General features: G+C 60.4%; 15 protein-coding genes. 7 read left to right on the top strand and 8 right to left on the bottom strand.

Annotated features, from left to right (window positions below):
* Nucleotide 1 precedes the first annotated feature (1 nt).
* The 5 genes from HWX44_RS02845 to HWX44_RS02825 all read right to left on the bottom strand — a co-directional run bounded on the left by HWX44_RS02845 (nucleotide 2) and on the right by HWX44_RS02825 (nucleotide 4749).
* The gene (locus tag HWX44_RS02845; RefSeq protein WP_102234163.1) at nucleotides 2-682 is read right to left on the bottom strand and encodes a metal-dependent transcriptional regulator; all 681 of its coding nucleotides are present in this window, start codon (nucleotides 680-682) and stop codon (nucleotides 2-4) included.
* Nucleotides 683-969: 287 nt separating this feature from the next.
* The gene (locus HWX44_RS02840; protein WP_046648202.1) at nucleotides 970-1965 is read right to left on the bottom strand and encodes a sigma-70 family RNA polymerase sigma factor; all 996 of its coding nucleotides are present in this window, start codon (nucleotides 1963-1965) and stop codon (nucleotides 970-972) included.
* A 139-nt stretch (nucleotides 1966-2104) separates the two neighbouring features.
* The gene (gene dtd, locus HWX44_RS02835; protein ID WP_070753998.1) at nucleotides 2105-2581 is read right to left on the bottom strand and encodes a D-aminoacyl-tRNA deacylase; all 477 of its coding nucleotides are present in this window, start codon (nucleotides 2579-2581) and stop codon (nucleotides 2105-2107) included.
* Between the two features lie 86 nt (nucleotides 2582-2667).
* Entirely contained in the window at nucleotides 2668-4209 is a 1542-nt protein-coding gene (locus tag HWX44_RS02830; RefSeq protein WP_175973258.1) for a DUF7782 domain-containing protein, read from the bottom strand.
* A gap of 78 nt (nucleotides 4210-4287) precedes the next feature.
* Nucleotides 4288-4749, bottom strand: a complete 462-nt coding sequence (locus HWX44_RS02825; RefSeq protein ID WP_102234161.1) for a DUF3099 domain-containing protein — start codon at nucleotides 4747-4749, stop codon at nucleotides 4288-4290.
* A gap of 48 nt (nucleotides 4750-4797) precedes the next feature.
* Between HWX44_RS02825 and HWX44_RS02820 the strand changes: the two genes are divergently transcribed.
* The 7 genes from HWX44_RS02820 (at nucleotide 4798) to dhaM (ending at nucleotide 11698) form a co-directional block, all read left to right on the top strand.
* Nucleotides 4798-5049 carry a DUF3039 domain-containing protein gene (locus HWX44_RS02820; protein WP_046648196.1) on the top strand — a complete coding sequence of 84 codons (252 nt, stop codon included), beginning with the start codon at nucleotides 4798-4800 and terminating at the stop codon, nucleotides 5047-5049.
* 102 nt (nucleotides 5050-5151) lie between these two features.
* Complete coding sequence (locus tag HWX44_RS02815) at nucleotides 5152-6942, top strand: DEAD/DEAH box helicase (protein WP_049157510.1); 1791 nt, start codon at nucleotides 5152-5154, stop codon at nucleotides 6940-6942.
* Between the two features lie 162 nt (nucleotides 6943-7104).
* On the top strand, nucleotides 7105-7551 hold the full coding sequence (locus HWX44_RS02810) for a DUF2871 domain-containing protein (RefSeq protein WP_046648191.1): 447 nt from the start codon (nucleotides 7105-7107) through the stop codon (nucleotides 7549-7551).
* Between the two features lie 2 nt (nucleotides 7552-7553).
* The gene (locus tag HWX44_RS02805) at nucleotides 7554-9182 is read left to right on the top strand and encodes an MFS transporter (protein ID WP_175973085.1); all 1629 of its coding nucleotides are present in this window, start codon (nucleotides 7554-7556) and stop codon (nucleotides 9180-9182) included.
* A 124-nt stretch (nucleotides 9183-9306) separates the two neighbouring features.
* Entirely contained in the window at nucleotides 9307-10308 is a 1002-nt protein-coding gene (gene dhaK / locus HWX44_RS02800; protein WP_175973256.1) for a dihydroxyacetone kinase subunit DhaK, read from the top strand.
* 10 nt (nucleotides 10309-10318) lie between these two features.
* The gene (dhaL, locus tag HWX44_RS02795; RefSeq protein WP_070513139.1) at nucleotides 10319-10984 is read left to right on the top strand and encodes a dihydroxyacetone kinase subunit DhaL; all 666 of its coding nucleotides are present in this window, start codon (nucleotides 10319-10321) and stop codon (nucleotides 10982-10984) included.
* A 3-nt stretch (nucleotides 10985-10987) separates the two neighbouring features.
* Nucleotides 10988-11698, top strand: a complete 711-nt coding sequence (dhaM, locus tag HWX44_RS02790; RefSeq protein ID WP_070679684.1) for a dihydroxyacetone kinase phosphoryl donor subunit DhaM — start codon at nucleotides 10988-10990, stop codon at nucleotides 11696-11698.
* A 146-nt stretch (nucleotides 11699-11844) separates the two neighbouring features.
* On the opposite strand, the gene HWX44_RS02785 is transcribed toward dhaM, so the two are convergent.
* The 3 genes from HWX44_RS02785 to ppgK form a co-directional block, all read right to left on the bottom strand.
* A complete protein-coding gene (locus tag HWX44_RS02785) occupies nucleotides 11845-12171 on the bottom strand; it encodes a hypothetical protein (RefSeq protein WP_070821292.1) in 327 nt (108 codons plus the stop codon).
* Between the two features lie 107 nt (nucleotides 12172-12278).
* The gene (locus HWX44_RS02780; protein ID WP_175973083.1) at nucleotides 12279-13763 is read right to left on the bottom strand and encodes an RNA polymerase sigma factor; all 1485 of its coding nucleotides are present in this window, start codon (nucleotides 13761-13763) and stop codon (nucleotides 12279-12281) included.
* A gap of 202 nt (nucleotides 13764-13965) precedes the next feature.
* Nucleotides 13966-14763 (bottom strand): polyphosphate--glucose phosphotransferase, encoded by a 798-nt coding sequence (gene ppgK, locus HWX44_RS02775; protein ID WP_046648180.1) that lies wholly within the window; start codon nucleotides 14761-14763, stop codon nucleotides 13966-13968.
* Between the last annotated feature and the right edge of the window lie 167 nt (nucleotides 14764-14930).

The following is a 14930-nucleotide window of genomic DNA, read 5'->3' as shown; positions in this document are numbered from 1 at the left end:
CCTAGTTCTCCTTGACTCGGATAGCGTGCGCGAGGTCGTCGACAAGCTCGACGGTGTGGCCCGACTCCGTGGTCAGCGTAATCGTTCCGCTGTCATTGACCACGGTAACCTTCGAACCAACCTGAATACCGCACGAGTAAAGCTCGTGGAAAGTCGAGTTATCCGCCTGCAAAACCTCGTTGATCTGGACGATGGTGGCTGCAGTCTTTTGCCCGGTGGGAAGATCGATGGCGCGAGTCCCCAGGTCAAGTTCCGCGGGGGTCATGCCAAGCTGCGCCAAACCTGGGATGGGGTTGCCGAAGGGGGAGCGGGAAGAATCCTCAAGAACGGCTATGACTCGCTTCTCTACCTCTTCGCTCATGACGTGCTCCCAACGGCAGGCCTCATCATGAACCTTGTGAATATCGAGGCCTAGGACGTCCGTGAGCAACCGCTCAGCGAGGCGGTGCTTGCGCATGACATTGGTGGCCAGTTCGCGGCCCTGCTGGGTGAGGTCGAGGCTGCGGTCCGTGCGCACGTGGAGCAGGCCATCGCGCTCCATGCGAGCCACAGTCTGGGACACAGTCGGCCCAGATTGCTCTAGGCGCTCTGCAATGCGAGCACGCAGTGGGGTAATTCCTTCCTCTTCGAGCTCATAAATGGTTCGCAGATACATTTCCGTGGTGTCAACTAGATCCCTCACGTGGGCTTACCTTTCTGCGTTGTCGGCGGTCCGTAGCCACATAGGTTTAGGCGCGGTAATAGGAGTGTATTAAGAGAATATCTTAAACAATAGCGTATTTTTTCAGGGCTTAGCGCACGCAGCGCTGCACGCTGCGCGGGGTGAATAGGAAGATATGGACAAAGAGATTCACGGCCCTCGAGAAATGACGAAAGCCACCGAGCATCGACCTCCCCGAGTCCAGCCAACAATTTAGGTGGGCAGGAGGGATGAACCTCGATGGCTAGCGCCAAGCTATGAAACAGAACTTAAAGCGCGTATTCGCGGAGACGATCGGCGCGGTTGCCCTCCCGCAGCTTGGCCATGACCTCGCGCTCAATCTGGCGAACACGCTCGCGGGAGAGACCGAACTTGCGTCCAATCTGATCGAGGGTGCGCGGAACACCGTCGTCCAAGCCATAGCGCAGGCGGATGACATCCTGCTCACGCTCCTCGAGGGAGCCGATGACGGAGCGGATATCAGAGTGGCGCATGGATGCCACCACGGCGGTTTCCGCATCGGTTGCCTCGGCATCCTCAATGAAGTCACCCAACGGTGCTTCTTCATCGGTGCCCACAGGCATATCCAGGGAGACGGGATCGCGAGACTGGCGCAGCAGCATTTCGATCTTGGACTCTTCGATGCCGGATTCCTCGGCCAGCTCCTCATTCGTAGCCTCGCGGCCCAAGGACTGATACATCTCGCGCTTGATGCGGGAAAGCTTATTGACCTGCTCTACCAGGTGCACCGGGAGGCGGATGGTGCGGGACTGGTCAGCCATGCCGCGGGTAATGGCCTGGCGGATCCACCACGTGGCGTACGTGGAGAACTTGAAGCCCTTGGCATAGTCAAACTTCTCCATTGCGCGAATCAGGCCCAGGTTTCCTTCCTGGATGAGGTCCAGCAGCGGCATGCCGCGGCCGGTATAACGCTTAGCCAGGGAGACCACGAGGCGCAGGTTAGCCTCGAGGAGGTGGGAGCGTGCCTTCTTGCCTTCGCGGGCGAGAATCTTGAGGTCGCGCTTCTCGGCGCGGGTCAGCTTTTCGGCATTGGCGAGCTTGTACTCGGCGTACAGGCCCACCTCGATTGCCTGTGCAAGCTCAACCTCGTCTTCGGCGCTCAGCAGCGCAGTCTTGCCGATTCCGTTGAGGTAAACGCGGACCAAGTCCGCGGAGGGATTGTCATTAGTCTGGTTACGGCGTGAGCCGCGGTCAACTTCCTGTCCGTCCTCGTCCTGGACGCTAGCAGCGGATGATGTGGCCATCTCATGCCTCCTAAGTTGCGGCTTGGTTCATCTCCTACAACGGACCTTCGGCGCAGATAGTTCCCACGGTTTGAAAAAAGTTCACGCATCCCGGTCTGCGAGGTGGGTTTTAGGCCATTTTGGGGGAGGCGCGCCGAGGCTACACCTCAACGAGCACGGTAAACGGCCCCTCATTGACGGAGGAGACCTGCATCATGGCTCCGAAGCGACCTTCCTCCACGGTGATCCCGCGCTTCCGCAGGCGAGCGACAACCCCTTGGATCACCGGTTCCGCCGCGTCCCCGGGTGCGGCATCTGACCACGATGGCCGGCGGCCCTTCGCCGTTCGCCCGTAGAGAGTGAACTGGCTTACCACTAGCACTGGAGCTCCACTGTCAACCACGCTGGTTTCGCCCTCGAGAATGCGCAGCTCGGCGATCTTGCGCGCCATCGTGTCCATCCGCTCCTCCAAGGATGGCCCGTCGGCAGGACCAGCTTCGGCGCCTGCCGTGACATCGTCACGAGATACACCAATGAGCGCTAGGATGCCGCCGGTGTCGGGACAGCTGATGGAACCGACAACGTCGCCTTCTACCGTGACGGAAGCTTCAGAAACGCGGGTGAGAACAGCACGCATGGACGGGGATACACAACCTTTCTTGTGGAGAAGTTTTCAGTACGCAATGAGGCTCCTGGGGATACAGCTAACGCGAACTACTTGGTCTACTCGGTGTTGCTAAAAGCTAGCAGCTCCGTGGGGATCAGCAGACCATGGCGGATGAGATCCACGATGGCAGGAAGCGCAGCACTCACCAGTGCGGTCTCATCAAAGCCTTGTGCGGCGGCGTAAAGCTCGATGGTTTCGCCGATGCTCAACCCATGCGGATTAAGCCCGGCGACGATAGCCGCGAGGTGCTCGTCGACATCATGCTGCCAGCGCGGACCGTCGGTCCGGCTCAATCGGAGCGCTGCGCGCTCAAAGCCCATGCCAAGCTCAGCATCTGGCAGGGCCACGTCCTCCCGAGCAACACTGGGGCGCAGCTGAACGTGCTTGGTCTCCAGTTCTCCCGGCACCAAAGCGCGCAGCCATTCGACGCGCGCAAAATACTCTTCTACTTCTGGTCCGAGTGGATCAATGAGCGGCTGTGACATTGTCTCCGCCAGAATGTCCGAGGGCTCGTCGTCCCCAATACGCTGGATGGCTACGAAACCAAACCCAATGCCGGTGACCTCATGGTCGCGGAAGTGCTCGAGCCAACGGCGCGAACGCTCCCTTCCCTCAGGGCTACGAACATCCACGGACTCATCGCTTAACCAGGTGGACACATACAGGGCAGGATCTGCCACGTCGCGTTGAATGATCCATGCGGCTACACCGGTGTCCGGTAACCACGAGGCAACCCGCTGTTGCCAGGACTCCTCGCCTTGATGAACCCACGCGGCGAGCACGTGCGCGGTTCCTCCAGGGGTGAGGTGTTCCACGGCTTGGGACACCACGAGCTCACTAGCACCATCGAGGTTGAGTCCGGAATCTCGGTACACATGGCCGACCTCAGGAAGGCCCACCACGAATGGAGGATTGGCCACGATGCGGTCGAAGCGCTCGTGTTGTACCGGCTCGAACCACGAACCCTGGCGCAGTTCGACCCGTTCCTTTGCGTCCGCTGCAGCAACGGTAGCGCGGGCGAGCTCGAGGGCTCGCTCATGGACATCAGTAGCGACGATGCGCTCTGCAGAATCCAGCTGCCCCAGGACCTGCACGCCAGAGCCTGTGCCCAGATCCAGCACCGATGACACCGGAGTAGTGGGAGTCGAATGAAGTAGGGAAAGGCTGGCAGAGCCGACACCCAAGACGTGCTCGGGACCAGGAACGTGGTCCACGAGGGAAGCATCAACATCGGAAAACACCACGCGATTCTTGCCCACGATGACGTGCGGCCGAATGTCGTATGCCACGTAGACAGTGCCGTGATCGTCGGTAAGCGCGACACCGCTGTCAAGCAATTGGGTGGCTAGGCGGGCACCGAGGACGTCGGAAAGCAGCGTGGCCGGCACGTGCTCGTGCAACACAAAGATGCGGATGAGGCGGTCGAGACGGGAGTCGCCGCTAGCACCCAGCGCCACGGCCTCGGGCTCCCCGCGATGTAGGGCTTCGGTGTACTCCGGCCCTAAGTGTCCCGCGATGCCGTCCGCGGTGAATCCCGCGTCAGCAAAGACACGGGCGAGGTCGGCCGCGACATCCGCGACGGGGTGCTCTGGGTTCATCGCCGGGCCAAAAGGAGAAGGCTGTTGTGTGCTCACAAAAGTGTCCTTACATTGCTTCGGGAGGTAAACGGTAAACATCTAGTCTTCGTGGTCGATGGTGTTTTGCTTCGCCGAATCGTCGTGTGATGACGGCGCGCCGGGAAGCGCTCCATGGGACCGGCTTGTCAGTTGCTCGCGCTGGGCCTGCGCCATTTGCCGGGCCATAGCGGGCTTATAAACAGCCTTCTCGCGCTTGTCTTTCTTTTGACCCCGACCATTGCCAATGACCACAGCGATCCAGGGCAGTGGGAAGGTGACGGCCACGACGAGGGCAGCGGGGATCCACCACTGCCAAACATAAACCATGGCCCCGGCTATCAGGAGGGATGGAACGCGCAAAAACTGCAGTATGGAGTAGATGATCTCGCGGCGATGCCGGTCTTGACCGGGGGCGAGCTTGGCAGTCGTGATGAGGTGCGTCTCGCGGCCGAATCGGCGCCCGCGCCGCTGCCCCGAACGTGGGGTATGGCGGGGGTTATCGCGCGAGTTCGAAGGGGTCATGCCTACTAGCGTAGCTGCAGGACTCGCCAACTTCGATACCGATGCGGCATGATAGGGGGCGTGAGTACGACGACTAAGACTATTGAACGCCCTGATGTCCGCGAGGATACGTCGACCAACGACGACACCCCGAAGTTCTTCCACTACGTGAAGAAGAACCAGATCCTCGATTCCGCGGTCAACGGCAAGTACGTCGTTGCCCTGTGTGGAGAGACCTTCCCGGTGACCAAGCAAGCGAAGCCCGGCTCACCCGTGTGCCCAGACTGCGAGCGCATATATAAGAGCTTGCGCCGCCGTTAAGTCTGACGTCGACGCTCATCCTGCGTCGGCGTAAACCGAAGCGTACGAAAAACTTCACAAGAGCGGGATGTTGGGATAACTAGAGGGGGAAAGTCGCTGACCGTGTCTACTCAGACTCCAGCACAGAGATTTGCCAATAACGGTTCGCTGCGCGTATGGCAACGCGCGGCTTTGGATAAGTTCCTAGCCACCAAGCCGAAGGATTTCATGGCGGTGGCAACGCCAGGCGCAGGTAAGACCACCTTCGCCCTGCGGGTAGCCACAGAGCTCATGGCGGACCGCACCGTAGAGCGCGTCATCGTGGTGGTGCCCACCGAGCACCTCAAAGTGCAGTGGTCGGAATCCGCCTCCCGCGTAGGGCTAGCGCTTGACCCCAAGTTCACAAACTCCTCGGGAGTCAACCCCGCGATGGACGGTGTCGTGGTGACCTATGCGCAGGTGGGCATGCACCCGTACAAGCACCGCGCGGTTGCCTCAGCGCGGCGCACCCTGGTGATCCTTGATGAGATTCACCACGCCGGAGATGCCAAGAGCTGGGGCGATGGCGTGCGGGAAGCCTATGATGATGCGGAGCACCGCCTCGCACTGACTGGTACGCCCTTCCGCTCCGATGACTCGCAGATCCCCTTCGTGCGCTATGAGGAGGACGGGGAAGGCCACCTCGTATCCCGCTCTGATCACACGTATGGCTATGGCGATGCGCTTGCCGACGGTGTCGTGCGCCCCGTGGTCTTCCTCAGCTACTCCGGCGAATCCCGCTGGCGCGACAGCGCCGGTGAGGAACATGCGGCCCGTCTCGGCGATATTCTCAATCCGGAGCAGACCGCCCGCGCCTGGCGCACGGCCCTCGACCCGAAGGGCGAGTGGATCCCCACCGTCTTGCAGGCGGCGCACACGCGGCTGATGCAGATGCGCCGCAACATGCCGGATGCCGGCGGTCTGGTACTTGCTACCGACACGACAACCGCGCGCGCCTACGCCAAGATCCTCAAGCAGATCTCCAATACTCCCGTCTCCGTCATCCTCTCCGATGATCCAGGCTCCTCCGCGCGCATTGCGGAGTTCTCTGAATCCACCGACGAGTGGATGGTGGCCGTGCGCATGGTGTCGGAGGGCGTCGACGTTCCCCGCCTCGCCGTGGGCGTGTACGCCACCTCTGCCTCGACCCCGCTGTTTTTCGCTCAGGCCATCGGGCGTTTCGTGCGCTCCCGCATGCCCGGCGAGACGGCCTCCGTCTTCCTGCCCTCCGTGCCGGTGCTCTTGGGCCTTGCCGAGAACATGGAAAAGCAGCGCGACCACGTCCTGGGAGGGGAGAAGAACCCCGACAAGGAAGGCTGGGACGACGAGCTTCTGGAGGACGCTAACCAGAAGAAGACCGAGCCCGATATGCTCGAGCCTTCCTACGAGTCCCTCGGAGCGGAGGCAGAGTTTTCCGGGCTGCTTTATAACGGCTCGCAGTTCACGACGGGCAATATCACGGACGAAGAGGAAGACTTCCTTGGAATTCCCGGGCTTCTCGACGCCGACCAGGTCAAGGACCTCCTGCGCAAAAAGCAGTCCGAAGAGTTGGACCGCCGCGAGGCAGAAGAGAAGGCGCGCCGGGCTGCGGAAGCAGCGGAGGAACAACGCCGCAAGCTCTACGGCACCCCACATGCACCCAAGCGTGGGGCAGAGGCGTCGTCAAGCAGTGCTGGTTCCCAGCCAGGCGTGGTGGATGAGATTTCCGCGCTGCGCAAAGAGCTCAACACGGTGGTGTCTATCACCGCCCAACGCACCGGGCGCCCGCATGGTGCCATCCACACAGAAGCCCGCAAGGCCTGCGGTGGCCCGCCGACTGCGTTGTGCGACGCCGAGCAGCTGCGGGAGCGCATCGATTACCTGCGCAAGTGGTAGCCGGCGCGGCCGCGCTATCAACTAGTTGGTTGATGAGAAACTCAACCGGCTACGCGATGGAAACGCTGTGAGCGCGAAGCAGGATGGATAGCAGATGGTCTAAAGGCCAATCACCATCCTCGACGCAATCGCCACAGCAGCGTGGCTAGGAAGGAACACACAATGCAGTCCCTCTATAGAGCAGCCATCTTCTACCTTGTCATGGGGTTGAGCGCCGGCGTGTTCTACCGCGAGTTCACGCGCGCGAACGATTTCCCGGAGGGACAGTTCACCCAGCTAGGAGTGGCCCACACCCACCTCTTGGCGCTGGGGTTCATGATGTTCCTCATCTTCCTTGTGGTGGACAAGGTCTTCGCCGTGTCCCGCAACAAGAAGCTTTTTAACTCCTTTTTCTGGTTCTACAACATTGGCGTTGTGCTTACCGTTGGAATGCTCATCTGGCACGGTAGCTTAACTGTGCTGGGGGAGGAATCGACCGCGATGATCGCCGGAATCGCCGGCCTCGGACACATCTTCATTACGGTGGGTCTGGCACTCTTCCTCGTCGCACTTGGCCGCGCATTGAACGAGCCCGCTAACCCTGCCGCCGCAACTTCTGTGAGCGCCTAGCTATGCCCGCGGCTACAACAGAATCCAGCACGGTGGCACCAACCCGCCGTGACTGGATAAGCCTTGCGGTTTTATCGGTAGGGCTGGGTGTCATTGTTCTTGATGGCACTATCGTCGGCGTGGCATTGCCCGCCATCATCACGGACCTCAACCTGGATATTACCCAGGCACAGTGGGTCAACAGCCTCTACGCGGTGGTGCTTGCCGCACTGCTACTGTCCACAGGAAAAATCGCGGATAGTTGGGGCCGCAAACGAGCTTTCCTTCTCGGCCTCGCCGTATTCGTAGCAGGCAGCGTGTGGGCTGGTTTCTCCGAAACAGCGGGAATTCTCATCTCGGCACGTGCCGTGCAGGCAGTGGGCGCGGCTTTTATCATGCCCTCCACCCTGTCCACCGTGAACGCCGTATTCCGCGGGAAGTATCGTGCGGCCGCATTCGGCGTCTGGGGCGCCGTCATCTCAGGCGCTGCTGCCGTAGGCCCTCTAGCCGGCGGCGCGCTTACTCAGTGGGTGTCCTGGCACTGGATCTTTCTGCTCAACGTCCCCATCGGCCTTATCGTGGCCGGTGGAGCTGTCCTTACCGTCCGGGAAACCCGCAGCCCAGAGACTCGCCCTGGAGTCGACGTCGACGGCGCACAGTTGAGCGCGATTGCCTTTGGGGCCCTTGTTTTCGCTGTCATCGAGGGGCCCAGCCTTGGCTGGTGGACACCGCAATCCGAATTAACAGTGTTCGGGTGGACGTGGCCTACCACCGCGCCGGTATCCGCTGTGCCGGTGGCGCTGCTCATCGCCGCGGTCGGATTCACTTTGTTTATCCGTTGGGAGAAGCACCGCGAGAGAGTGCAGCGTTCCGCATTGCTGGATCTAGGACTCTTTTCCTACTCTACGTTTTCGTGGGGAAATACCACCGCCGGTGCGGTAGCCATCGGGGAGTTCGCCATCATCTTCGTCTTGCCGATATACCTCATTAATGCGTTGGGCTTAAGCGTAATGTCTGCCGGCCTTGTGCTCGCGGCGATGGCCGTCGGAGCCTTCATTTCAGGTGCAGCTGCACGCCACGTCGCTGGGCGCTTCGGCGCCCCTGGCACCGTACTCATCGGCCTGAGCCTCGAGGTCGTCGGTGCTCTCATACTCGCGTTAATTCTCGGTCCCGACACCAGCGGATGGCTCATCGCGCTGCCGCTTGTGATCTATGGAGTGGGCCTAGGATTCGCTTCTGCGCAGTTAACCGGAACCGTCTTGCGTGACATCCCCGTGGAAAACTCAGGCCAAGCTTCCGCGACACAGAGCACAGTTCGTCAAATTGGTTCTTCCCTGGGAACCGCGATTTCCGGTTCGGTCTTTTCCGTCTCGCTAGCGCTGTCTCTGCCGAAGGCGCTTAATACCATTGGCTTCGATGGTCCGGCTGCGGAAGGAATAGCGGAAGCAGCGCGTCAATCGGCTGGGTCGAGTATCGCTGGGCTGCGTGCGCAGGGTGCCGCCAGTCCCTTCGGAGAGGAGACTGCCGTGTTGGTCCGAGCACTCAGCGACGGTATGAGTGATGCAGCGCGTTGGTCATTGCTGACCGCAGTTGCGTTCTTAGGGCTCGGTTTTATTGGTGCGTTGCAGGTCCGCAAAGCAGCGCAGGGCTAAGCAAGGGGGCGTAGCCCACGGTGTTGGCGCAACGGTTTCAGCGAAACATCCAGCAGCGAAGGGTAGGCTCGGCAGCATTGTGAGAAGAGTGCTCTAGGCCAAAGACAACCTAAGGAGATGGATGATGAAAAAGCTCGTCAACTCGCCGGACAACGTAGTAGCCGAATCAGTAGAAGGCTTCGCGTTAGCCCACGGTGACATTGTGACTCGCAACACGGAACCGCTGTTTGTTGCCCGCGCACAGAAGAAAGAACACGGCAAGGTGGCTATTGTCTCCGGTGGTGGTTCTGGGCACGAGCCTTTGCACGCGGGTTTCGTTGGTTACGGCATGCTGGACGCGGCGGTGCCGGGCGCCATGTTTACGTCGCCTACACCGGATGCAATCCAAGCAGCCACCGAAGCGGTAAGTGCTGGGGCGGGCGTTCTTTACATCGTCAAGAACTATACCGGCGATGTTCTCAACTTTGATACGGCAGCCGAGCTGGCTGACTTCGATGATATTGAGGTCAGCCAGGTCATCGTCGACGATGATGTCGCGGTGGAGGATTCTACGTTTACCGCCGGACGCCGCGGCGTGGCAGGAACCTTGTTGGTAGAGAAGCTGGCAGGTGCCGCAGCCGAGCGCGGCGATGATCTTGCTGCGGTGACAGCGGTGGCTAAGAAGGTAGTGGAGAATACCGCGACCATGGGCGCGGCACTGAGCGCCTGCACGGTGCCGCACGTGGGCAAGCCCTCCTTCGACCTTGGGGAAGACGAAGTCGAACTCGGCGTGGGTATCCATGGCGAGCCGGGCCGCAAGGAAATTCCACTGGTTTCTGCCGATGACGTTACTGATCACCTACTCGACCCCGTCTTGGCAGATCTTAAGCTGAGCGAGGGGGAGCGCACCATCGTCGTCGTCAATGGCATGGGCGCCTCCCCGGCCTCTGAGCTGTACGTGGTCTACCGCCGCGTGGCCCAGCGTCTCCAGCAGGCTGGCATCGCCATTGAGCGCTCCCTCGTGGGTAACTTCGTCACCAGCCTGGACATGGCTGGGTGCTCTGTTACCGTCATGCGAGCGGACGACGAGGACCTCGCGCTTTTCGACGCTCCCTGCCACACCTCCGCACTACGCCAAGGAATGTAACAATCTAACTATGACGAATTCTGAAACTCTTTCAAGCGCGTGGGCACAGGAATGGATGAAAAGCTGTGCCGAAGCCGCGCGTGAACACCGTGAGGAGCTCATCGAGCTCGACCGTGCCATCGGCGATAGCGACCATGGAGAAAACGTCGACCGTGGTTTCCGCGCCGTCGTCGACAAGGTTGCTGCGGATATCTCTTCGGATGACTCAACGGTCGCTGATGTACTCAAACTAACCGCGAAGACTCTCATGTCCACCGTCGGCGGAGCCTCCGGCCCATTGTTGGGCACCGCCTTCTTGCGTGCGGCGAAGGCCGCCGGCACCGGTGACATTGATGCTTCTACGACGGCTGCGCTTATTGAGGCCGCCCTCGAGGGAATCATGACCCGCGGCAAAGCAACGGAAGGGGAGAAGACCATGGTCGATGCTTGGGCGCCAGCGGCGCGCGCTGCCCGCGACGCCGCCGATGCCGCACAGAGCCCCGCCGAGGTCTTGCGCGCGGCTGCCGACGCGGCCGCAGCCGGCGCGGACGCTACTATCCCGATGGTTGCGACTAAGGGACGCGCTTCCTACCTGGGCGAGCGTTCTGCCGGGCACAAGGATCCGGGTGCCGCCTCCTCGGCGCTTTTCCTCGCTGCGGCTGCTGACGCCGCCGACACTACTGGGAAGGGGGCGTAGAGCATGGCACAGCCGCGCGTTGGACTCGTTCTCGTTTCGCATTCCGCGAAGCTCGCAGAAGGATTGGCTGAGCTCGCCGCCCAGATGGCCGCTGATGTCACCATCCTTCCTGCAGGTGGCTTGGAAGACGGCAGTATCGGAACGTCCTATGACTTCATCGAAGGCGCTATCAGCCACGCCATAGGTCAAGGTCTCAGCGTTGTTGTGCTCACGGACTTGGGCTCGGCAACGATGACCGTCGAATCGGTTCTGGAGTTTCTGGACGAAGAGCAAGCACTGTTCGTTGATGCCCCACTGGTCGAGGCCACTATCGCTGCGGCAACCGCCGCCCAGCAAGGCGATGATCTGGGGGCAGTTGCTGACGCCGCTAGACGAGCTATCGAGGCTTTCACTCCTCAGCAGCCTGCTGATCCCGGGACTGTGCGCGAGCAAGACCAAGAGGAAGATCCACATCGATACTCGCTGACTGTGACCATTGCCGATGAAGCAGGACTACATGCTCGTCCCGCGTCCAAGATCGCTGAAATGGCGGCTGAAGCAGAGGGCGATATCGTCCTTACCTATAACGGTGAGGCAGTAGAGGCAGACTCCGCGATGATGCTGATGTCGCTCGGTGCTTGCCAGGGCGCATCGGTGACCATTAGCGGAGATATCTCCGATAAGGAAGTCATCGACCGGATTGCCACGGCCATCGAGCTGGGGCTCGACGGTTAGAAGCGTGCGGGCACTGTCCCCCGTACGGAAGGACGCTCCCACTGCCTTCGAATAGGGTAAAAGGCAGCGTCCTAGTTGAGTTCTCTTGAAAGCGGGGAATCCATGAACCAGCCCGATTACGTACAGGCTTATCCGAATACTTCCCCTTACTCCTCTGCGGGGTCGTACACGTCTCCGATAGAACACCCTTCCACGCCGAATCCCCTCGCGCCGTGGGTACTGGGGCTGGCGGTGCTTCCGCCACTCGTCATCATCGTGCTGACGCTCTTGTGGGGTGCAGTGGGATTCTTGTCGTCGATGCTGACGATCTTTACCGGTTGGTGCGCGGTGGGGCTGGGGATCGTGGCGCTCATCCTCGGATCAGGGCGAAGCCCGGAGCATAGGCGAACCGGCATCACAGTGTCCGGGATGATCATCGGATTCTGTTGGAGTTGTATCGCACCGTTCGTTCCCATGGCCATGATGGTGGTCATGGGACTCAATCCCTAGAGCCGCTAGGAACCCCAGAGCCCTGGAACATACAGAAAGAAAAGTGGCGGCGAGGAAATCTTTCCTCGCCGCCATTGTCGTGTCCGCGGGCTTAGTCGAGATAGTCTCGCAGCACCTGGGAGCGCGAAGGGTGGCGCAGCTTGGACATGGTCTTGGACTCGATCTGGCGAATACGTTCGCGGGTGACACCATAGACTTGGCCGATTTCGTCTAAAGTGCGCGGCATGCCATCGGTGAGGCCGAAGCGCAGGCGAACCACGCCGGCCTCACGTTCAGACAGGGTCGTGAGCACGTCCTGCAGCTGGTCTTGCAGCAAGGTGAAGGAGACCGCGTCGACAGCAATGACAGCCTCGGAGTCCTCGATGAAGTCACCCAGCTGGGAGTCACCCTCATCACCGATGGTCTGGTCCAAGGAGATGGGTTCACGAGCGTACTGCTGGATTTCCAGCACCTTTTCCTCGGTGATGTCCATTTCCTTCGCCAGCTCCAGCGGCGTGGGCTCGCGGCCCAAATCCTGCAGCAGCTCTCGCTGGATGCGGCCCAGCTTGTTGATGACCTCGACCATGTGCACAGGAATGCGGATGGTGCGTGCTTGGTCTGCCATCGCGCGGGTAATAGCCTGACGGATCCACCAGGTGGCATACGTGGAGAACTTGTAGCCCTTGGTGTAGTCAAACTTCTCAACAGCACGGATGAGACCCAAGTTGCCCTCCTGGATGAGATCCAAGAAGGCCATGCCGCGGCCGGTGTAGCGCTTGGCCAAGGACACCACGAGACGCAGGTTTGCCTCGAGAAGGTGGTTCTTCGCCTTGCGGCCATCACGAGCGATGGCACGCATGTCACGCTTTTCCATGGGGGAAAGCTTGGCGGCCTTGTCGCCTTCGGCACGGGCCTTTTCCATCTCATCCATGCGGTACTGAGCGTAGAGGCCAGCCTCGATTCGCTTGGCGAGGGAGACCTCTTGCTCGGCATTGAGCAGGGCGACCTTACCGATTTGCTTCAGGTAGGCGCGGACAGAGTCTGCCGACGCGGTCAGCTCCGCATCCTTGCGGGCTTGGCGCAGGGCTGCGGACTCATCCTCGTCCCAGACCGAGGAACCATCGTCCTCGTCCTCATCAGCGTCGTCGCCCTCGAGGTCATCATCGTCGTCGCCGAACTCGTCTTCATCATCCATCTCGGCGTTGTCCGGATCGAAATCGATATCGGCATCGTCAGTGGTGTCGGCGTCCAACTCGTCGGTCTGATCCTCGGCGAGATCCTCGGAAGACTCGGCAGCTTCAGGCGACGTTGCCTTCGTGGCTGCTGATTTACGCACAGTCTTCTTGGCCGTCTTCTTTGTGGCCTTTTGTGCAGACTTGCGGGTGGTCTTCTTTGTTGCCTTCTTGGCCGTCTTTTTAGCCGTTTTCTTGGCTGTCTTCTTGGCTGTCTTCTTGGCGGTCTTTTTCGCGGTTTTCTTGGCCGTTTTCTTAGCGGTCTTTTTTGCCGTCTTTTTGGCGGTCTTCTGTGCAGGTGCAGATGCCTCGGAGGTGCTCTCGCCCGCGCCGAGTACCTGGTCTGAAGAATCAGTGGCTGCCACGTACGCCCTTTCGACTTGCTCTCTGAGTGGAAACTATGGGGACGCGCAAGTTAGTCGCGACTAGTCCCCGATGCTAGCCCGCCTCCGAGATGAGCAGGGGAGGCGCGCCGCTGGATATTGGATAATCGACAGCCCAGTATAGATCATTTCTTGCACTAGGCGGTGACTGGGGTCAACTCGGAAATGCTGGCCCCCGGTTGCCTTATGGGCGAATACCTTCTTGTGCTGCCATGGCTGCGCCTACTATACCGGCGCGATTACGAAGCTGAGCTGCAACGACCGGCGTTTCAATGCGGAGGTGCTCTCCCCACTTGTCAAACTTGCGGGAAATTCCTCCGCCGATGACGAAGGCTGAAGGGTTAAACAGGGCCTCATACTCGTGGAGCACTCGGTTGACGCGCTTCGCCCACTGCTTGGTTTTGAGCCCCTCGCGGTCCTTGACGGCTGAAGAAGCTTGGTGCTCCGCCTCCTTCTCGCCAACGATGAGGTGCCCAATCTCCGTATTGGGGAAAAGCTGGCCATCTAGCAGGAAAGCGGAACCAATACCAGTGCCCAAAGTGAGGAAGATGACGGGGCCGGAGCGCGCAATCTCGTCGCCATAAGCCACCTCGGCGAGGCCGGCCGCGTCAGCGTCGTTAAGCACGGTAAAAGGAACGTCGAGGTATGAACTCAACAATTCCTGTGCATCCGTGCCGATCCAGGATTTATCAATGTTTGCCGCGCTGCGGATTACCTGGTCTTTTACCACCGCTGGCATGGTAATGCCGACGGGACCGTCCCAGTTCTTCTCTTCGATGATCTGGGCAATCACCTTGGCGACGGCGTCCGGCGTTGCGGGCTGGGGAGTAGCAATCTTGAGGCGGTCACCAACGAACTCTCCCGTTGCGAGGTCGACCTCGGCACCCTTGATGCCAGAGCCTCCAACATCGATGCCGAAGGCGTGGCCTTCGTGCTGCGGGCTCGGTTTCGTGTCCTGGTGCTGTGATTCATGGGCGGTCATACCGACAGTCTATGTGCACTCGCGCGATGATGCGGCACGATCTCAGCGATGAAAAGGGTAGCGTCGGTAATGCCCTGCGGTGTCCGGTGCGTGACGTGCTCCTTGAGCTGGAGGTAGGTGCACATTGTGACGAAATCTTCGCGGCTCGCTAAAGGGCTGGAATTAGC

Source organism: Corynebacterium sp. Marseille-Q2823 (genome assembly GCF_903645345.1).
GTDB lineage: Bacteria > Actinomycetota > Actinomycetes > Mycobacteriales > Mycobacteriaceae > Corynebacterium > Corynebacterium hiratae.
Note: the sequence above shows the minus strand (reverse complement) of the source record. Positions and strands in the feature narration are given on the sequence as shown.